General features: G+C 43.1%; 18 protein-coding genes and 1 tRNA gene. 13 read left to right on the top strand and 6 right to left on the bottom strand.

Going from position 1 to position 18748, the window contains the following annotated elements; genetic code table 11:
- The first annotated feature begins 146 nt into the window (after positions 1-146).
- The 7 genes from AACU33_RS22525 (at position 147) to AACU33_RS22555 (ending at position 6382) form a co-directional block, all read left to right on the top strand.
- On the top strand, positions 147-641 hold the full coding sequence (locus AACU33_RS22525) for a DUF2231 domain-containing protein (protein WP_096590756.1): 495 nt from the start codon (positions 147-149) through the stop codon (positions 639-641).
- A complete protein-coding gene (locus tag AACU33_RS22530; RefSeq protein WP_096590757.1) occupies positions 638-1243 on the top strand; it encodes a DUF2231 domain-containing protein in 606 nt (201 codons plus the stop codon). Before AACU33_RS22525 ends, AACU33_RS22530 begins: the two co-directional genes overlap by 4 nt.
- A gap of 2 nt (positions 1244-1245) precedes the next feature.
- Positions 1246-2163 carry a cytochrome c oxidase subunit II gene (locus AACU33_RS22535; RefSeq protein ID WP_096590758.1) on the top strand — a complete coding sequence of 306 codons (918 nt, stop codon included), beginning with the start codon at positions 1246-1248 and terminating at the stop codon, positions 2161-2163.
- A complete protein-coding gene (locus tag AACU33_RS22540) occupies positions 2153-3829 on the top strand; it encodes a cytochrome c oxidase subunit I (protein WP_096590759.1) in 1677 nt (558 codons plus the stop codon). The genes AACU33_RS22535 and AACU33_RS22540 overlap by 11 nt, the downstream gene beginning before the upstream one ends.
- Before the next feature lie 119 nt (positions 3830-3948).
- Positions 3949-4617 carry a cytochrome c oxidase subunit 3 gene (locus tag AACU33_RS22545; protein ID WP_096595350.1) on the top strand — a complete coding sequence of 223 codons (669 nt, stop codon included), beginning with the start codon at positions 3949-3951 and terminating at the stop codon, positions 4615-4617.
- Between the two features lie 22 nt (positions 4618-4639).
- Positions 4640-4885: a hypothetical protein gene (locus AACU33_RS22550; RefSeq protein WP_096590760.1), complete on the top strand. Its 246-nt coding sequence runs from the start codon at positions 4640-4642 to the stop codon at positions 4883-4885.
- 108 nt (positions 4886-4993) lie between these two features.
- On the top strand, positions 4994-6382 hold the full coding sequence (locus AACU33_RS22555) for an NAD(P)/FAD-dependent oxidoreductase (RefSeq protein ID WP_096590761.1): 1389 nt from the start codon (positions 4994-4996) through the stop codon (positions 6380-6382).
- A gap of 143 nt (positions 6383-6525) precedes the next feature.
- Here AACU33_RS22555 and dnaK read toward each other — a convergent pair whose 3' ends face one another.
- Complete coding sequence (gene dnaK, locus AACU33_RS22560; protein ID WP_096590762.1) at positions 6526-8433, bottom strand: molecular chaperone DnaK; 1908 nt, start codon at positions 8431-8433, stop codon at positions 6526-6528.
- A 434-nt stretch (positions 8434-8867) separates the two neighbouring features.
- Between dnaK and AACU33_RS22565 the strand changes: the two genes are divergently transcribed.
- On the top strand, positions 8868-9860 hold the full coding sequence (locus AACU33_RS22565; protein WP_096590763.1) for an ADP-ribosylglycohydrolase family protein: 993 nt from the start codon (positions 8868-8870) through the stop codon (positions 9858-9860).
- 7 nt (positions 9861-9867) lie between these two features.
- Here AACU33_RS22565 and AACU33_RS22570 read toward each other — a convergent pair whose 3' ends face one another.
- Positions 9868-10215: a hypothetical protein gene (locus tag AACU33_RS22570; protein WP_096590764.1), complete on the bottom strand. Its 348-nt coding sequence runs from the start codon at positions 10213-10215 to the stop codon at positions 9868-9870.
- A gap of 99 nt (positions 10216-10314) precedes the next feature.
- Here AACU33_RS22570 and AACU33_RS22575 point away from each other — a divergent pair, with 99 nt between their 5' ends.
- The gene (locus AACU33_RS22575) at positions 10315-10740 is read left to right on the top strand and encodes a hypothetical protein (protein WP_339376219.1); all 426 of its coding nucleotides are present in this window, start codon (positions 10315-10317) and stop codon (positions 10738-10740) included.
- Between the two features lie 287 nt (positions 10741-11027).
- Positions 11028-11966, top strand: a complete 939-nt coding sequence (locus tag AACU33_RS22580; RefSeq protein ID WP_096590765.1) for a phosphoribulokinase — start codon at positions 11028-11030, stop codon at positions 11964-11966.
- 391 nt (positions 11967-12357) lie between these two features.
- On the opposite strand, the gene AACU33_RS22585 is transcribed toward AACU33_RS22580, so the two are convergent.
- Together AACU33_RS22585 and AACU33_RS22590 are read right to left on the bottom strand one after the other, a co-directional pair.
- A tRNA-Cys gene (locus tag AACU33_RS22585) sits at positions 12358-12429 on the bottom strand.
- Positions 12430-12641: 212 nt separating this feature from the next.
- Positions 12642-13232, bottom strand: coding sequence for a chromophore lyase CpcT/CpeT (locus AACU33_RS22590; protein WP_096590766.1), 591 nt, complete (start codon positions 13230-13232; stop codon positions 12642-12644).
- A 295-nt stretch (positions 13233-13527) separates the two neighbouring features.
- Between AACU33_RS22590 and AACU33_RS22595 the strand changes: the two genes are divergently transcribed.
- Positions 13528-14751: a hypothetical protein gene (locus AACU33_RS22595; RefSeq protein ID WP_096595351.1), complete on the top strand. Its 1224-nt coding sequence runs from the start codon at positions 13528-13530 to the stop codon at positions 14749-14751.
- Positions 14752-15106: 355 nt separating this feature from the next.
- Here AACU33_RS22595 and AACU33_RS22600 read toward each other — a convergent pair whose 3' ends face one another.
- On the bottom strand, positions 15107-16123 hold the full coding sequence (locus AACU33_RS22600) for an alpha/beta hydrolase (protein ID WP_096590767.1): 1017 nt from the start codon (positions 16121-16123) through the stop codon (positions 15107-15109).
- A gap of 219 nt (positions 16124-16342) precedes the next feature.
- Between AACU33_RS22600 and AACU33_RS22605 the strand changes: the two genes are divergently transcribed.
- Together AACU33_RS22605 and AACU33_RS22610 are read left to right on the top strand one after the other, a co-directional pair.
- A complete protein-coding gene (locus AACU33_RS22605) occupies positions 16343-16981 on the top strand; it encodes a YybH family protein (RefSeq protein WP_096590768.1) in 639 nt (212 codons plus the stop codon).
- Positions 16982-16989: 8 nt separating this feature from the next.
- A complete protein-coding gene (locus AACU33_RS22610; protein ID WP_339376220.1) occupies positions 16990-18282 on the top strand; it encodes a glycosyltransferase in 1293 nt (430 codons plus the stop codon).
- Here the strand turns inward: AACU33_RS22610 and AACU33_RS22615 are convergent.
- Entirely contained in the window at positions 18258-18734 is a 477-nt protein-coding gene (locus tag AACU33_RS22615) for a GNAT family N-acetyltransferase (protein WP_096590770.1), read from the bottom strand. The two genes, AACU33_RS22610 and AACU33_RS22615, sit on opposite strands and share 25 nt — an antisense overlap.
- Positions 18735-18748: the final 14 nt, after the last annotated feature.

Here is an 18748-nt window from a genome sequence, read left to right on the forward strand (position 1 = left end):
CGATAGTATTTTTTGCTCTATTGTTTCGGTAAGAGTTACTAAGAATACTTTTTGTAGAGGAATTTTAAAAGTTAAGTCCTCAATCAAGTTTGGTTTGCTCAAAATTAACTTATATTACAGCGTCTAGCGATCGCCAGGAGAAAGCGATGTTCGCTCTGCCTCTGAATAGCCAAAATCTGCCGTACCCCGACCCTCTACACCCAATCGTTGTCCATTTCGTGATTGCGATGGTGTTTTTCTCATTCGTTTGCGATGTGCTGGGTTATTTTACCCGCAAACCGCATCTGTTTGAGGTCGGTTTTTGGAATATGTTCGTTGCGGCGATCGCAATTTTTGTCGCCATAATTCTGGGACAGTTTGAAGCTGGTTTAGCACAAGTGTATCCAGCAGTCCAACCCACACTGAATTTTCACACAGTTATGGGTTGGTCGCTGGGGGCGATAGTTGTGGCTATTACAGCTTGGCGGTTTGTCATACGCGATCGCAACCCCCTGAAAGTTCCGCCTGCTTACCTCGGTGTGGCAACATTTTTGATTTGCTTGGTGTTCTTGCAAGTATATCTAGGAACTAAATTATTTTGGGTTTACGGGTTGCACGTCGAGCCTGTTGTCCAAGCCATGAAGCAGGGAGGTTCGCCATGAACTCGCAATTCATTGATTCTTTGGGCTTGAGGTTAGGCGCTAACGGATTACCTTACGAAATTCCCATACACCCACAGTTAGTACATCTAACATTGGGTTTGTTCATTATTGGCATCATTTTTGACATAGCAGGCGCTATTTTTCTCATCGAAAGACCAATATTCAAATTTTTAGGTCTTACCGCCATCCGTTCTGGCTTCTTTGATGTTGGCTGGTACAACCTACTAGCGGCCGCGGTGGTGACATTTTTCACCGTTGCCTTTGGTTTTTTTGAGCTACTACTGGCAAACCCACTAGTGGAGAAAAAGACTGCTTGGGGGTTGAGTCCAGGTTTAACAATGCTTTTGCATGGTTTGGGTGGTGTGTTGTTGTTGGCAATTATTGTAGCCATGACCGTATGGCGAGGTTTACAACGCTATCGCTGGCGCAAGGACGCTTCCAGGCAGGTGCAATGGAGTTACTTATTAGCAGGTATTGCCATTTTAGGTATTTTGTATGTTCACGGCACTTTAGGAGCGCAATTAGGAGAAGAGTTAGGCATTCATGTTACAGCAGCTAAGTTAATCCAAGAGGGCACAAACCCAGATTTGCTATTCAAATAATTATGCTGAGATTTTTGGAATATTTACTAATAGCTGGTTGTATTGCAGTGCTGCTTGTTGTCAGTCATTGGATTGGGCATTTGGCATATTTTTGGATGCCACCTGAAGCTACAGAAGAAGCGCAAAAGGTAGATAGTTTATTTAGTTTCTTAACCTCTATTGGCGCGTTTATTATTCTGGGGCTTGTGGGTATGATGGTGTACTCGGTAATTTTCTTTCGTGCAGCCAAAAATGACTACAGCGAGGGACACCCATCTAGAGGCGATTTCAAACTAGAAATCTTATGGACGGCGACTCCAACCATACTAGTGTTATGGATTGCTTGGCAAGGCTTGAATATATATCAGCAATTAGATGTTCTGGGTTTGCGGCAAATCGTACATTTACATACACCTCTAGAAGAACCAGCCTATGCCGCAGCTAGCGATGACAAACCTAAACCAGCTGCGGAAACTGTTGAGGTTTTTGTCAAGCAGTGGGATTGGACTTTCCGCTATCCCAATAATGTTACCAGCCATGAATTACACTTGCCTGTAAATCTTCGGACTCGCCTAAATATGCACGCTCAGGATGTACTCCACAGTTTTTACGTTCCTGAGTTCCGCTTACAGCAGTATATTGTCCCCGGACGCAACATTGACCTTGTAGTTACACCCATTCGCACGGGTGAATACAAGCTAAAAGACGCGCTATTTAGCGGTACTTACTTTGCTTTGATGGATGCCAATGTACGGGTTGAATCCCTTGAGCAATATAACCAATGGCTTTCCACAGCAGAACACGAACCAAATACCATCAAAAATCAGGCAGTAGCTGAATATACCCAGCCACCAAAGACATTGTTTAAGAGCAACTGGTACACTGTCGCACCTGCTCAAGAAGCGATCGCCAACGAAAGGAAAGTAATGAATGACACATGATTTTAGCGAACCTCTCGCCGAGGATATAGAACCGGAAACTGAGTTGGAGAATAACTGGCGACAATACCTCAGCTTCAGCACCGACCACAAAGTCATCGGCGTTCAGTACATGGTGATGACTTTCATTTTCTTCTTAATTGGCGGACTGTTGGCAATGCTCATCCGTGCCGAACTGATTACGCCAGCATCCAATGTGGTCGATCGCCCCCTCTACAACGGCTTGTTCACCTTGCACGGGACAATCATGATTTTTTTATGGATTATCCCCTTCAATGCAGGTATCTCTAACTACTTAGTGCCGCTAATGATTGGCGCGCGGGATATGGCTTTTCCCCTGCTCAACGCCATCTCTTTCTGGATTCTGCCACCCAGCGGCATTTTATTACTCTCTAGCTTTTTACTACCAAATGGCACGGCGCAGTCTGGCTGGTGGTCGTACCCACCCATTAGTCTGCAAGTTCCTCCCGGTCAGCCGATCAACGGTGAATTTATTTGGATTGTGAGTATCGTCCTGATTGGCATCTCTTCAATTATGGGGGCTGTTAACTTTGTCACCACCATTTTTTGGATGCGTGCCCCAGGCATGACTTTTTTCCGGATGCCTGTGTTTGTTTGGTCAGCTCTCAGTGCCCAGTTGTTACAGCTGATTAATTTGCCTGCTCTCACAGGTGCATTGATACTGCTGTTATTTGACCTCAGTTTTGGAACGCAATTCTTCAAACCCACAGAGAATGGCGACCCAATTATTTACCAGCATCTATTCTGGTTTTACTCCCATCCCGCAGTGTATATCATGGCGCTACCCGCCTTCGGTATTTTTGCGGAAGTTCTGCCAGCCTTTGCCCGTAACCCCCTGTTTGGCTATCGGTCATTAGCTGTTGCTTCATTAGGCATTGCGGTAGTCAGCATCTTTGTCTGGGTACATCATATGTTCACCAGTGCTACCCCTGGCTGGATGCGGATGTTATTTATGGTGACATCAATGTTAGTTGCCGTGCCTACTGGTGTGAAAGCATTTGGCTGGACTGCCACAATTTGGAAAAGCAAACTGCACCTAGAAACACCCATGCTGTTCGCGATGGGAGGTGCAGCCATGTTTCTGCTTGGTGGTGTTACTGGTGTAATGCTAGCAGCAGTACCGTTCGATCTTCACGTTCATAATACCTACTTTATAGTGGGGCACTTCCACTACATTGTCTTTAACACCATCACAATGGCAATCTTTGCTGCCATTTACTTTTGGTTTCCCAAGATTACCGGACGAATGTATGCCGAAGGCTGGGGAAAATTGCATTTCTGGTTAACCTTTATCGGCGCTAACCTCACGTTCTTTCCCATGCTCCCATTAGGTTTGCAGGGAATGGTACGCCGAATTTCCTCCTACGAACCGCGTTATCAAGGATGGAATGTCATCGCTAGTTTAGGGGGATTTTTGTTGGGAGTATCCATACTGCCTTTTATTGCCAACATGGTAGGTTCTTTGCTCCACGGACAGAGGGCAGGTAACAATCCCTGGCTGGCTACGGGACTGGAATGGACAACAACCTCACCACCACCGCGAGATAACTTTGAAGTAATTCCAGTGGTGAGAAGACCTCCTTACGATTATGGCGATCCTAAATACTCGGTGATTGAACCTCCCGACTATCATCAGGCAGAACATTAAGAACCAGCAATGGAAGGGGATGAGGGAGTGTGGGAAGTGTGGGGGGTGTGGGGAGATAAGAGAGAAATAATTATTAACTCTGGACTTTTAACTAATGACAAATGACTAATGACAAAAATATGAACCGTAGTGTTATTCATGTAGATGAAAGTCCTTTCCCCTTAGAACGGTTGCGGCAATCCCTACCAAATTGGCTCAAGCGTTTTTTGCCAGTTCGTGGTGGACGTGCTGAAGACCATCATGGTAAGGGTATGTTTGGGTTTACCGTATTTCTATTGTCAGAAAGCATAGTTTTTCTGAGCTTTTTCTTCACATACATTGCCCTGCGATTGACTCACTCAAAAAATTGGCTGCCACCTGGTATTTCGGGTCCAGAATTGTCTAGTTTTGTGATTATTAACACGGTAGTATTACTCTCCAGTAGCTTTGTCATTCAACCAGCAGAAAATGCTCTTAAGCATCACCAGTTAAAAAAATTTCGCTGGCTATGGCTGATCGCGATTTGCATGGGAACCTATTTCTTAATTGGTCAAGGAATTGAATGGAGAAATCTTAACTTTGGGCTAAGTACGGGGCTAGTGGGTTCTACATTTTACGTATTAACAGGTTTCCACGGTCTGCACGTTCTCACTGGTGTAATTCTCCAAATAATTATGCTTGTTCGCTCCTTCATGCGAGGTAACTACAATAAAGGTCACTTTGGCGTAAGTGCAACTACTTTGTTTTGGCATTTTGTAGACGTAATTTGGGTTTTTCTCTTCTCTCTTCTGTATATTTGGCACGCATAAAACATTTTTGTGGAGCATTTTTATGAATTTATATCTTCAAGACATACCAGCTTCCGACTTGCCCCCAAAAGCAATTCAAGAAACTCCAGCACCAAGTAACGACCCCCTAATTGCTCGTGGTTTACAAAAAGAACAGTACGTTGCTATTAGTGTATTCGCGATTATTCTTGTTGCTGCTGTAGGATTTTTTAGCCGGAGAGTTGAATACGCTATTATGTTTGCTTTCGCCCTCAGCATTGTTTTTATAGCGTTTGTTTTACTTATATAAATAAGCATCAGTCTTATTTTTTCGTTAGCTATTCACAACATAATTGCACAACTAAGGAATGAAAATCTTTTATTCCCTGTTCCCTATTTTGAAGTTAGGAGATATCTGATGAATAGCCAAGTTTATCAAACTGTAATTATCGGCGGTGGTTTTACCGGATTATTTACAGCATTACACCTAGCTCACGAACACTATCCTCGCTCTGTAATTTTGATTGATAAAAATGAACGATTTTGTTTTAAGCCATTACTATATGAATATTTCGATGGCGAGATGGATACTGTGCAAGTAGTACCGCGATTTTCGGAATTACTTCAAGGTAGTGGTGTGATTTTTGTTCAAGATTCAGTGCAGTCAATAGACCTGCATCAACGGGAAGTTAAATTAGCTTCGGGCAACTCTTATAACTACAGTAACTTAGTATTAGCTTTGGGAAGTGTGACTGGCTATCATCACGTTGAAGGTGCCCAAGAAAATGCTTTTCCTTTCTGGACACAAGCAGATGCGATCGCACTTGACAAACATTTACGCGATTGTTTACAAAAAGCCTTGCAAACTGAAAATCTAGAACAACGTCGCCAATTACTCACAGTAGTTGTAGTTGGTGGCGGTGCTTCCGGTATTGAAATGGCAGCTACCTTGGCTGATTTTCTACCACATTGGTATGATGCTTTAGGCGGCAATCAGAATGAAATTCGTGTAATATTGCTCAATCACGGTCAAGAAATTCTCGACGGCGATATTAACGATCCACTACGTCCAATTGCTGAACAGGAATTACAAAAACGGGTTGTCCCGATAGAAATTATTCGAGAAGCCGAAGCAACAGCCGTTCGCCCCACCGCAATTGAATATAAGTCTGGCGATCGCGTGGAAACGCTGCCAACTTATACGACAATCTGGACAGCTGGCACTTCTACTAATCCATTGATTAAAGATTTACCGATTCCTTCAGAACATCGAGATAAACACGATCGCCTCCTGGTAACACCGACGATGCAACTACTCGACTTTCCTGAGGTCTTTGCAGGTGGTGATTGTGCAGCCGTGCAAGATGATAGTTCCTTACCGCCTACTGCCCAAGTAGCTTATCAACAAGGAGCTAATATTGCCAGAAATTTGAAAGCGATCGCTTTCGGAGAAGATCCCGAACCAGCTAAGGTTAATCTCCGGGGAAGTCTCTTGAAGTTAGGGGTAAATGATGCGGCTGCTAACTTGTTCAATGTTTTTGAAGTTGCAGGCGAACCAGCACACTTAATTCGTCAAGGTACATACTTAACTCTCTTACCAACGCCAATTCACGACTTTAAAGCCACAACTGAATGGGTAAATGAAGAGATTTTTCACCATCACCTCGATTCTCCAGATGTAAGTAAAAAAGTAGTGCAAGCGGTGGAATTAGTTGGTGCAGGAATTGTGGGTGCTTTAGTGGCGAGAAAATTATTAAAAATGTTAGGTGATGAGGATAAACGAGATGAGGTAATGGGGAGTACTTGAATTCGCTGCTGTATTGTTGGCATTGCCGCAGGCATCGCACTTCCTCGAAAGTCTTTGTTTGATACCAAAATAAAAAGACCCACCCAAGCGTTAGCCTGGATGGGTAAGAAGTTAAGGATGAATCGCATCCTTAACCGCAAAAACTACTTGCTTTCAGTGAAGTCAGCATCAATTACATCATCACCGCCGCCGGAAGGAGGAGGAGTAGGGCCGCCATCTTGAGGGCTAGGGCCACCAGGCGCAGCACCGCCAGCTTGTTGATAGATGTTGCTACCAACAGCGAATAGTGCTTGTTGCAATTCTGGTGTCAGCTTCTTAATTTGCTCGTCATCTTCCTTAGCGACTGCATCGCGCAGTTCTTTCACCAAACCTTCGACTTTGGTTTTGTCAGCTTCAGGAACTTTATCACCTAGTTCTTGCAATTGCTTCTCAGCTTGGTATGCCAAGGAATCAGCTTGGTTCTTGCGTTCAATCTTCTCACGACGTTCCTTATCAGAAGAAGCGTTTTGTTCGGCTTCTCGTACCATCCGGTCAACATCTGATTTATCCAAAGTGGAAGCACCAGTGATGCTGATGGATTGTTCCTTACCAGTACCTTTGTCCTTAGCAGTAACGTTGAGGATACCGTTAGCGTCGATATCAAAGATTACTTCGATTTGGGGGACACCGCGTGGTGCTGAGGGAATACCATCAAGGCGGAAGGTTCCCAAACTCTTGTTGTCGTTAGCAAATTCCCGTTCGCCTTGGAGAACGTGGATTTCTACATTGCTTTGACCATCCACGGCGGTGGAGAATACTTCCGACTTCTTGGTGGGAATTGTGGTGTTGCGAGGAATAATCTTGGTCATTACACCACCCAAGGTTTCCACACCGAGAGATAGTGGTGTTACGTCTAACAACAAGATACCTGTAACATCACCTGCTAATACCCCAGCTTGAATAGCTGCACCAACAGCTACCACTTCATCGGGGTTTACAGTTTGGTTAGGATCTTTACCTAACAAGCGCTTTACCAAGTCTTGAACTGCGGGAATCCGGGTAGAACCACCCACCAGCACAACTTCATCGATATTGTCTTTGTTTAACTTGGCATCTCTGAGAGCATTTTCTACAGGGACGCGACAACGGTCGATCAAGTCAGAGCAGAGTTCTTCAAACTTAGCGCGGGTTAAAGTAGTATCCAGGTGCTTAGGCCCTTCCTGGGTAGCGGTGATAAATGGCAGGTTAATTTCCGCTTGGGTAACGCTAGAAAGCTCAATCTTGGCTTTTTCTGCGGCTTCAGTTAAACGCTGTAAAGCTTGTCTGTCTTTACGCAGATCGATACCTTCGTCTTTCTTGAACTGTTCAGCTAAGAAATCAACAATCTTCTTGTCGAAGTCGTCACCACCAAGGTGAGTATCGCCAGATGTTGCTAGTACTTCAAATACGCCATCGCCTACTTCGAGTACAGATACGTCGAAGGTACCGCCACCAAGGTCAAAGACCAGGATAGTTTCGTTACTCTTCTTATCAAATCCGTATGCCAGAGAAGCGGCGGTAGGCTCGTTGATAATCCGCAGTACTTCAATACCGGCGATTTTACCAGCGTCTTTTGTAGCTTGGCGCTGGGAGTCGTTAAAGTAAGCAGGAACGGTGATTACAGCTTGAGTAACAGTTTCACCAAGATATTTACTAGCATCTTCAACTAGTTTGCGGAGAACTTTGGCAGAAATTTCTTCAGGAGCAAATTGTTTTCCAGCCCCAGGAGAATCTAGCTTCACATTACCGCTGCTGCTCAGTACTTTATAGGAAACTTCTGTAGCTTCATTAGTAACTTCATCGTAGCGACGACCGATAAAGCGCTTAACTGAGTAGAAAGTGTTTTCCGGGTTCATCACCGCTTGACGCTTGGCGATTTGCCCTACCAAAGTATCGCCGTTTTTCGCAAATGCCACTACCGATGGGGTTGTCCGAAAACCCTCTGCATTAGCAATAACCGTGGGTTTACCACCTTCCATGACTGCTACGCAGGAGTTCGTTGTACCTAAGTCAATTCCAACTACTTTTGCCATTTTAAGTGCTGGCTCCGTATAACTACAAATGAATGGGATTATTAAGGACTAAATTCTTTGAACCAACTGTGTTAATAAAAGCAGCCAGTTCAGCATCAATACCTTGGGTTTGGTTTTTTAGGGGTTTAGACCCCATAGTATGCTGATATATATACTGAGCTTATATAGCCAGTCCATTAAGGGGGGTTTCCCGAACCTTATTTGGGGCGGTTAAATTTGATGATGTATCTAGTTGGCTCATGGATTAATTCGATTGCACTCTGTACTAATGTATGAGAATTAATACTTTCGGGAATTGGGGTGAACCGTAACACCAAAGTGGGGTTTGCCGTCTTTATAATCAACTAGAGTGCTTACACAGAAAAGAGCGATCGCTTTTTTCATTAAATTTATAAATATTTATCTATTACTCCTGCCCACCAAGAAAAATTTTTATGCTTCGTGCTTCTGGATGTTTATTCGGGCTGGCCCTTGGCGATGCATTGGGTGCTGTGACAGAATTTTTAACCGTTGACGAAATTTGCCGTCGCTTTCCACCCAACGGGCCGCAAGAACCACTAGGCAAGCCAGCGCTGGTGACTGACGACACGCAGATGACACTATCTGTAGCACAGGCATTATTAGAAGCTTCCTCAGCAAACTTGACTGTAGCTAGTTTAGAAGCAGCGCTGAGGCGTGCTTTTATTGAGTGGCTGAACAGTCCAGATAATAATCGCGCCCCTGGGATGACTTGTTTACGCGCTTGTAAAAATTTAGAAGCTGGTCTACCTTGGCAGCAAGCAACTAGGGCAAATTCCAAAGGTTGTGGTGCAAATATGCGGGTTGCGCCTGTGGGTTTAATGCCATTAACAGCAAAAAATCGTGCGGCGATTGCCCAGTTTCAAGCAGCCCTCACCCACGGTCATCCTACAGCATTGGCTGCTTCCGACTTAACCGCAACTGCGATCGCGGATCTTGTCCAAGGAGGCGAACCCCAAGGATTACCTTCGCGACTCTACAACTATGCCCAGAGCCAGCGCACAGTTTATCATAGCGATTGGCTAGGTTCTCTGTGGCAACGTCCCTACATCAATACACCAGAGGAATTTATTAGTCATGGCTGGGATGAATGTCTAGCTGTGCTTGACCGCCTCAACACCGCATTAGCCAACCCAAACCGCGAAGCTGACCCTTGTTTAGCAACGGGCGATGGTTGGGTAGCAGAAGAAGCCTTTGCCACAGGTTTATTATGCTTTTTACTGTTTCCTCAAGAACCATTAGCAGCGCTGCGTCGCGCAGCAGTCACCGCAGGCGATTCCGACTCAATTGCTTGTTTAACTGGTGCGTTTGCTGGCGCTTATTTAGGGATGGCGGCTTGGCCGGAAGATTGGGTAGTTCGCATTGAATACCGCGATCGACTGGCAGAATTAGGCAAACTTTGGGATTAAGTTCATTCTACGCAGAGGGACGACAGGTCATAACTCCTTCTTTCTGCTTGTTGGCATTGGGATTATTGCCCATTGCGCGAAGTGCGATCGTTGGTTCATAGCCAGGGTAACAACGCACCAAGACAGTATCTTGCGATCGCGTTACGTACAAAACATAAACTGGTTTGCCTCCTAGTACGGCAGGTACAAGGCTAGGAGGAAGGGGCGCAGTTGCAATAATTGTTGGTTGCTGAAGAGAGTGTGTATCGAACTTTTCAGATAGAACTACCTTGGCATCAAAAAACTGCCAACATAACAGTAATAACGCTGTCATAATCACTAGTAAGGCAGAGAATTTAGGGGATAGTTTAAACATGGTTTAGATTGACCCTTTTGATTTGTGTAATAACTAAATTTGCATAAAGCTGATTATGCGAACATATTCTATACTCGTAGGCTTTTGGAATTATCCTCAATGAATAGCAAACAGTTCGCGATCGCTAATTTTGCCTTATTAATTACCACTCTAGTTACTTTCAGTTTAGGCGCTACTCAAGCTCAAGCTTCATGTGCATCTCCTCTCTCAGAAGGAAATTTTGAAGGACAGACAAGCCAAAGAGTCAGCAGTCCTTGGGTTGGGGAGGGTAGAGTTGGTATCGATCGCGGATTGGGATACAGTAATGCAGGTAAAAACAACGCTTGGATGCGAAATGTTTCAGGATGGAACGCCATCCGTCAGCGCGTGAGACTTCAACCAAACACTCAGTATCAGTTAACAGCTTATGTACGCACATCAGCGAATGTGACAGATGGTTATTTTGGGGTGCGAGATGCTAGGCAAAAAGTATTTTCCGAAATCAAGTTTGGTAGCTTACCTCGCTACACCCCGCTAACGCTCTGATTTAGAACAGGTAGCGAAACTGAATATAACATCTTCACCGGATTGTGGGCATTAGGCCAAGATAGTTGGGTTCAGGTAGATGACTATCGCCTTACAGGAGGTTCGTGTGCAGATGTAGAATTGGTTCCGGCGAGTAACTAATACTAAAAATCAACTTAAGTAAACACATCAATATATGTAGAGATGTTGCATACAGCATCTTTGCTTGACTTAGGAGACAAATTCGCCTTTAGAATTAGGAGTATTCTCAATTATTAGACTTACTTAACTCTGGGTGGAGGGGTATGATGAGCCGTCCAATAATTCTTGGTATTGTCGGTGACAGTGCCGCAGGAAAAACAACGCTAACTAGAGGGATTGCTCAGGTACTCGGGCCAGAAAATGTCACAATTATCTGCACGGATGATTACCACCGCTACGATCGCAAACAACGTGCAGAAATTGGTATTACTGCCCTCCACCCCGATTGCAACTATCTCGATATTATGCAGCAACATCTATCGCTGCTACGCACGGGACAGTCAATTCTCAAGCCGGTTTACAGCCACAAAACTGGTACATTTGAGCCGCCACAGTATATCAAACCCAGTAAATTCGTAATTATTGAAGGATTACTTGGTTATTCTACTCGTGCTGCCCGTGATGCTTATGATGTGAAAGTTTACCTCGCACCTCCCGAACAAATACGCGCTCAATGGAAGGTTAAACGCGATACCCAAAAGCGAGGCTATACTCCAGAACAAGTACTAGCAGAATTAGAAAAACGCGAACCAGATTCAGAACAGTTTATTCGTCCCCAGCGACAATGGTCAGATATAGTTGTCAGTTTCTATCCACCCGAAGATGAAGCAAATGAAATCAACGGACATCTAAACGTGCGGCTGGTATTGCGTCCGACAATTCCCCACCCAGATTTTACCCAGATCGTCAATTCTACTGCTGGTAATTTAGACTCAGCAATCCGCCTGGGGCTAGACAGAGATATGAGTAAGCCTGTAGATGTCTTGGAAGTAGATGGTCACGCCACTTTAGATCAAGTGAATAAGCTAGAGCAAATTATCTGCTCTGATATGCCGCATTTAAAGAGTATATGCGATCGCGAAAGTAATCCCGAACTCGGTAAAATCGCTGGGACAACAGGAGAAACACTTCAGAGTTATCCTCTGGCTCTTACCCAGTTGATCATTACTTACCATATGCTTAAGGCAACGCAAATTTATCAGTAATAAGAGTTAAAAGTAAAGACCCGACAAATTTACCAAATGCAACAGTGGGGTTAAAGGCAAAAATAAACCTCAAATATCAATGTTTGGTTTGAGTAGCGAACACAAGCAGAGGATAGCACTTGCAATCTCTGGCTAAAAAGTCAGCAAGCGATCGCCTACGATCTGTTTAGATACTTGGGTACTTGTCGCTTTACTCTACGAAGTTACCCAACTCCTTAGATAACCAATGCTAGCCATGCATTATTGATAGAGGAATTCCCATTAGTTTTTACCCCAGTTGTCTGCCCAAATTGTCCAAAACAATCTCAAAAATTTTCCAAAGCTTGGAAAAAATTGCTCTAACGCCCAATAAAAAAAGGCTTGAAAGCCCTAAAATACTTGATATTCTTGAAGGCGGCACCCGGATTTGAACCGGGGAGTGGAGGTTTTGCAGACCTCTGCCTTACCACTTGGCTATGCCGCCATAATTGCGCTTAACTATATTACCAAAATTCTAACTAAAAACGCATCCTCTATTTGGAGAAATTTCTGAGTTTTAACTCGATTGGGGAGAGATTAAGTCTTTGTACTCAGCGCGATCGCAGTTTTTGCTATCTTCAAAGCCTAAGCGCGATCGCGTCTTACCCCCATAATGATTAGTCACGGGTAATTAGTTGAACCCATTTCTAACATTCTTTATACTTTCACTTCATCAGCAAAACTGTTCCAGCGCACAAAGTGAAATGGCCCGGCTACAGATCCCCAGAGATGTTCATCGGTTTCTAGATCTCTTCCCCTATCAAGGCTGAGAAGTTTATCTTCGTTAACTTCAAATTCATTATCGAGATAGGTTTTTTGCCCGTTGCGAACGACGATACAGCCTTTTCCCGGTTCTATCCTACCTTTAAAGCTGTTGCCAGTCCATTCTACAATCATGTCACACCCTGGCATCTTTTCTACGTCATCAGTAGTTAAGGTGGCAAGTTTTTCTAGATTGCGGGAAGCACCGTAAAATTTTTCTTCTTCTTTAACAGTGTAATTTTCTAGGTGAATGCGATCGCCTACAGTAAGTAACTTTAATACTCGTAAGCGATAAGGCTGATTGAGTGCATAGTCGTAAGCTTGTTCTAAAAACAAACTCACTCCTGATACTAGTTCTAAAGGTAGGGGACGCATACACACGCGAATATGCGCATAAAAAGGTGGGTTTTCAAAAGCTTGTTCTTGATTGCTAAAATCAGCTGCCATCCAGCGAGCTAAGGTAGCAATGTCTGTAGAGTGAGTCATTACAAATAATCAAGTAGTTGCTGGAAAATGCTCTTGAAGTATTGTAAAACTTGTTGAGCTTGATCCTACGTTTTGAAGTTAGGATTTTGCTTCTGGTTGTCATTTGTCATTAGTCCAGAGTCAACAGTCAAAAGTCAAAAGGCTATAGTTATTAGTCATTTGTTCTTCTCTGCCTCATCCCCCCACACTCCCCACACTCCCTCATCCCTTCAGGGATAATTACCATTGTTTTATGCGTCTAAAAAATTCTATTGCCTAATGACTGTCTATGCAACTGACTCAGAGTAAACAACCTATGCTAAGTCGCTTAAGTATGATTATGACTGCTGCTATCATCTGGCAGTTTAGCAGTTCTTTAACGCTGGCGCAGAGCCAAAAGCCAAAACAGCCAGATAAATTTCCTCCTAGCCCACTAGAGAAAATTACGCCCGATCCCTTACTATCACCGTTGGTAGATCCACAAAAGTTAACTCCGGAACAACTGCAACAGTTAGCACCGCAAATCGATCGCTTAAATGAAACTGCTAAGGCTAAGTTGGAAGTTGGCGATCAAGTGGCTGCGTTTGAGATTTGGAACCGAGAACTGCGTTTGCGTCGCTTATTTGGTTCTTTATCTGAGGTGCAGGCATTGTCGCGAGTGGGTGCGATCGCTTTTAATCAAAATAATCGCGAAGAGGTACAGTACATTACTCAACGCTTGCAAACTGTTCAAAAACAGGTACTATCTCAGCCATTAGTTGATTTACAATTGTTGCGATCGCTTGGTGAAGCTTATCAAAATGTGCGATCGCCTCAATTGGCGCTGGAAGTTTACGATCGAGTTTTAGCAACAGTAAAACAGCAAAAAGATACAGCCGCAATTGTAGATACTCTCAAAACGATGGGAGAAGTACATCTGGCTTGGTTCGATTATCCGAAAGCCGCATCTACATATCAAGAATTGTTGGGTTTGGCTACTGCTCAAGGCGATAACCTCAATAAAGTAGCATATTTGCAAGAGCTAGCTTATATTTACGAACAAGCAAAAGAACGCCAACAATCGATAAATACATTGAGTAAGCTGGCGGAAATTTACGTCAGTGAAAATAATACGACTCAATTACCAAAGTTAAAAATGGCGATCGCTTCAAATTACCAAGCATTAGCCAAGGAAAATCCTAGTTTACTAGCCGCAGCATTTAAAAACTATCAAGAGGCTTATACTACAGCTTGGGAATTACAGCAGTATGTTGATGCAGGTGAAGCTTTACAGCAATTAATTACACTTTACCGTTCTCAGGGGCAAATCGATGATGCTTTGCAAACTAGTCAAATCTTAGTAGAAGCGCAAACACAAGCTGCCAACTTTTACGGTATGATGCAAGCCTATGACCAAATAGGACAAATTTATCTAGAACGCAAACAGTATCCTCAAGCATTAGCAGCTTTTCAAAAGGGATTAGAGTTAGCACAAGAACTCAAGTATGATGAAAGCTACTTTGCTCAACAAATTGAAAAAGTCTCAAAAGGAAATTTGTAAGTTGAATATTTACAGCATTTTCAGGTAGGAACATAACATTCTTGTGCCCTGAGGATAGTCTCTGCTTCAGCAAAGTTTGAGCATTTGTGGCGATCGCTAAAATATTAAGCCTTAAGCTTAGAACGTTAAGCCTTAAGCTTAGAACATTAAGCCTTAAGGTTGCATGGTTTTGCATGAATGTTACGACTTTTGCATGAAACTTAGGTAGCGTCAAAAAGCTTAATCTGTATAGCTTCCTTCCAGCAGGGTACACAGTGAAACCCAACAAAAACTCAAAATATTGGGTTCAATTATGCTTTAAACCCTGACAAATGACAAATGCCAGCCATAACCAGCTATTTTTAATTCCTCCGCTTTACTTATGAGATGGATTAATACACTTAAGATGCTCGCAACCAAAATGTTGAGTCATCATTGCAGTTAACTGTTGAGAAACTTGGCGATCCAGATTTAATTCTTGCTCGATCTGATTATAAGTTTCTCCCTGCACTATTCTTGTTGCCATTTGTTGAAACTGTCTCCAGGTTAAATCATTTTCCACAAATGCTTGAGCGATAGTAATGACTAGTTCCTCATAATCATTGTCTTCCATTTTTGTCATCATTCGGTGTTCGATATGCAATGAATCATCAAAGCAGTAATACCAGGATTGTGGTTGATGCTGGAGTACCCTGTGGAAAAAATTCTGTTGTTTCGGAAGGCTAACAGCGCGATCGCCTTCACTACAAACCATTAATATAGGAGCAGCAACACTGCTTTGAGCTTGTTTTAATAGCTTCTCTCCCAACTCCAGAAATATTCGCAATGCTGGAATCCGAAAGCCTTTATAGCCGAAATTACCAGATGCGTCTTTGTTAAACCATTCAAAGTAAATTGGCAGGATTTTAATTAGCTTGTCAAATATTGGATTATGACTCCCTAAATAAGGAGCAAATAATAAAGCGCGATCGATCAGCTGGGGATGTTCTAAAGCTAACCAGGCTGCTAAAGTTGCACCTGTGGACAATCCCCCAATTACAACTTGTTGACCTAGGTTTTTGGCAATTTGCAACCACTTCAGCACAAATTCTTGATAAGTTTGAATATCTGTTGGGAGTGGTGGTGGATTTTGGCGCTTCCAATCCCCGGCGAGTCCATGACCGGGTTGTAAGGGAATTAACACATTGTATCCTTTGTTGAAAAAGGCTTTGCCAATCGGTACAAACTGGTAAGGGCCTGCTGTAAAGCCATGCAAGAACAAAAACACTTTTGGCGTAGTATGGGGATGAACCAGAAATTGGGAACGACAAGCTTCATTCCTCAACCCAAAATTTGATTCCGATCGCTGAACCTGCTCAAGGATTTCTGCTGTAGTTTGAATGCTAACTGTCATTTTGTCACTTACCGTACTTCTGCTGATATTGTGGAAAAATGTATCTCAAAAACAGAAGTAGCCACATCCAACTCATGTAGTAATTCTTTAGGCTGTATTTTTTCAGCAAAAAAAAGAGTAATTTCATACTTCAGTTGACTAGATAGCCATTCAAGTCCATCCTGTTTAATAGCGTTCAAAAATCATGCGTAAGTGTAACCAAATGTAAAGGTTTTTGACATGATCGAACAGAGATGGGCAACGACACATAGATGCACTCAACTACTTTGGAGTGTGTTATTGGTATTAGTCTTGTGGAATATACCTCAATATGCTCTAGCGGATGTCAACCAACAAGAAATCGATTCTATTATCCGCACGCGAGAAATTGCTTTACAAGCTTTGAACACGCGCAATTTTTCGCAAATTGAACCTTATTTGCACCCAACTTTCACGATTACAACAGTTGATAATCAAGTTTTTCATAAAGTACCTGAGTTTGAGAAGTACTGGAATCAGCAGTTCTCGGATACGATTCAAGATATTAAAATGGCTCTCAAAGGAGATATCATTAGAACGTTTCTTTCGCCAGAGACAGTAGTTTCTTCTGGAGATGCGATCGCCACTTTCTCTTTTAAAGATGGCAAAGCTGCTGATATGGCGATGCGATGGACAGCAGTACTACAAAAACTCCAAAATAAATGGACAATTCAATCGCTGCATTTCTCTTCTAACCTTCTAGATAATCCAGTATTAAATGCTACTAAACGCATGAGATGGATAATCGGAGTTGCAGCAGGGATAGGTGGCTTTTTATTAGGCGCGATCGCAATGCTGTTATTACGTCGTATACCTCAGCAAGAAACTGAGAAAGTATAGTAATTCTAGTGAGAAAAAGCATCAATCGCTCAAATGGCGATCGCCGCCTCAAAGCAATAACAGTAGTTATACTAGTTTGGGGTTTTGTCAGCCTGTTACATTGGCGACCAGAAACTCAATGGTTCGTGGTGGGATTAACAATCCTTTTTAGCGTGCAGACGCTACGAATGCTACTATCAAAACCAGCCAGTTTGGTAATTGAGAGTAATGCTGACTTACCGTTAGTCTCAATTTTAGTTCCGGCTAAAAATGAAAGTGCAGTCTTAGCCGATTTAGTTTACAGTCTCTTGCAATTGAAATATCCCAGCGATCGCCTAGATATTTGGATCGTTGATGATGGTAGTACCGATGAAACTCCGCAAATATTGAGAAAATTACAAACTCAATTTCCGGCGCTACAAGTTCACAGACGAGAATCTAAAGGTGGTAAATCTGGGGCGCTGAATGCAGTGTTTCCTTTCACTCAAGGAGAGATTATTCTAATCTGCGATGCTGATGCGCTGCTGAGTGCCAATTTTCTACAGCAAACAGTACCACTGTTCCAAAAGAAAAGCATAGGTGCGGTGCAAGTACGAAAAGCGATCGCCAATGCAGATACAAATTTCTTAACTTGTTGTCAGCAAATGGAAATGCATTGTGATAGCTTTCTGCAAACCCATCGCATTGCTGTTGGCGGAATGACTGAGTTGCGGGGTAATGGGATGTTAGTTCGCCGGGAACTAATAGAAAAGTGTCAAGGTTGGAATGAAAATACTGTCACCGATGATTTGGATCTCTGTTTCAAGCTTTATCTGGTTGGTACTGAAATTGAATTTCTCACCATTCCTACAATTCAAGAAGAAGGCGTCATAACTTGGAAACAGCTTTGGTATCAACATTGTCGTTGGGCTGAAGGTGGCTATCAGCGTTACCTGGATTACTTTCCGCAAATCCTGACTTTAGGCTGGGCTAAAGAAATCGATTTATTATTATTTTTCCTATTACAATTTCTGCTGCCAATTGGGTTGATTCCTGACTTACTTTGGACGCTATTTAATAGCGATCGCCCGGTGCTGTTTCCACTACAAACCCTACTCAGTATCATTTTGACAGTTGCTTTCGTTACTGGGCTTTACCAATATCAAAATTTGCGCGGATGGTCTTTACTTTGTGCAACAATTCAAGGTTCGGTCTATATGGCGCATTGGATTCCAGTGATGATGGTGACAACTTTAAAAATGTGCGTGCAAAAGAGGCGATCGCGTTGGGTGAAAACTGAGCATCGTGGTAAAACTATTCACAGCGATTCTGGCAAGTTTTGATAGTGCATAAATACCACAGGAACTCGAATCAGCTTTCTACCCAATTCCGACCAGCGAAACTTCGGTTTTAGCGATCGCGGTAAATCTTCAAAAGCAACGGTTACAAAGCCAAACCTGCTGTAAAACTGTGCCAATCGCTGACCTAGACATTCTAAATATAAAGGTTGAGTGGCTGTAGCAATCAAATGCTGTGTGAGCAAACTCCCCAAACCACGACCTCGCCAAGCTGGTGCAACTACTAAACTACCTAATTCTTGAATATTAGAGAAGCTACGTAACTGTCCGCAAGCTGCTAATTGGCGATCGCATTCAATAACCCAAAACTGTTGCCAACGTAATTGAGTTGGGTCGAGTTTAGCAGATAAGACCAACAACCGAATCGGCCAATCATCCTCAGATGTTGCTTTGCGGAGGATACATTCAGAAGGTAAAGCTAAATTGCTCTGTTGCATTACTTTTAATTATG

The sequence above is a fragment of the Calothrix sp. NIES-2098 genome (assembly GCF_963875125.1).
In the GTDB taxonomy this organism is placed as follows: Bacteria; Cyanobacteriota; Cyanobacteriia; order Cyanobacteriales; family Nostocaceae; genus Aulosira.

Excerpts from the sequence above, each read along its gene's own strand:
- AACU33_RS22540 (WP_096590759.1), top strand. The coding sequence starts at position 2,153 with ATGACACATGATTTTAGCGAACCTCTCGCCGAGGATATAGAACCGGAA.
- AACU33_RS22590 (WP_096590766.1), bottom strand. The coding sequence starts at position 13,232 with ATGACTCACTCTACAGACATTGCTACCTTAGCTCGCTGGATGGCAGCT.
- AACU33_RS22580 (WP_096590765.1), top strand. The coding sequence starts at position 11,028 with ATGAGCCGTCCAATAATTCTTGGTATTGTCGGTGACAGTGCCGCAGGA.
- AACU33_RS22570 (WP_096590764.1), bottom strand. The coding sequence starts at position 10,215 with ATGTTTAAACTATCCCCTAAATTCTCTGCCTTACTAGTGATTATGACA.
- AACU33_RS22615 (WP_096590770.1), bottom strand. The coding sequence starts at position 18,734 with ATGCAACAGAGCAATTTAGCTTTACCTTCTGAATGTATCCTCCGCAAA.
- AACU33_RS22545 (WP_096595350.1), top strand. The coding sequence starts at position 3,949 with ATGAACCGTAGTGTTATTCATGTAGATGAAAGTCCTTTCCCCTTAGAA.
- AACU33_RS22555 (WP_096590761.1), top strand. The coding sequence starts at position 4,994 with ATGAATAGCCAAGTTTATCAAACTGTAATTATCGGCGGTGGTTTTACC.
- AACU33_RS22535 (WP_096590758.1), top strand. The coding sequence starts at position 1,246 with ATGCTGAGATTTTTGGAATATTTACTAATAGCTGGTTGTATTGCAGTG.
- AACU33_RS22525 (WP_096590756.1), top strand. The coding sequence starts at position 147 with ATGTTCGCTCTGCCTCTGAATAGCCAAAATCTGCCGTACCCCGACCCT.
- AACU33_RS22550 (WP_096590760.1), top strand. The coding sequence starts at position 4,640 with ATGAATTTATATCTTCAAGACATACCAGCTTCCGACTTGCCCCCAAAA.
- AACU33_RS22575 (WP_339376219.1), top strand. The coding sequence starts at position 10,315 with ATGAATAGCAAACAGTTCGCGATCGCTAATTTTGCCTTATTAATTACC.
- AACU33_RS22605 (WP_096590768.1), top strand. The coding sequence starts at position 16,343 with ATGATCGAACAGAGATGGGCAACGACACATAGATGCACTCAACTACTT.
- dnaK (WP_096590762.1), bottom strand. The coding sequence starts at position 8,433 with ATGGCAAAAGTAGTTGGAATTGACTTAGGTACAACGAACTCCTGCGTA.
- AACU33_RS22600 (WP_096590767.1), bottom strand. The coding sequence starts at position 16,123 with ATGACAGTTAGCATTCAAACTACAGCAGAAATCCTTGAGCAGGTTCAG.
- AACU33_RS22595 (WP_096595351.1), top strand. The coding sequence starts at position 13,528 with ATGCTAAGTCGCTTAAGTATGATTATGACTGCTGCTATCATCTGGCAG.
- AACU33_RS22530 (WP_096590757.1), top strand. The coding sequence starts at position 638 with ATGAACTCGCAATTCATTGATTCTTTGGGCTTGAGGTTAGGCGCTAAC.
- AACU33_RS22565 (WP_096590763.1), top strand. The coding sequence starts at position 8,868 with ATGCTTCGTGCTTCTGGATGTTTATTCGGGCTGGCCCTTGGCGATGCA.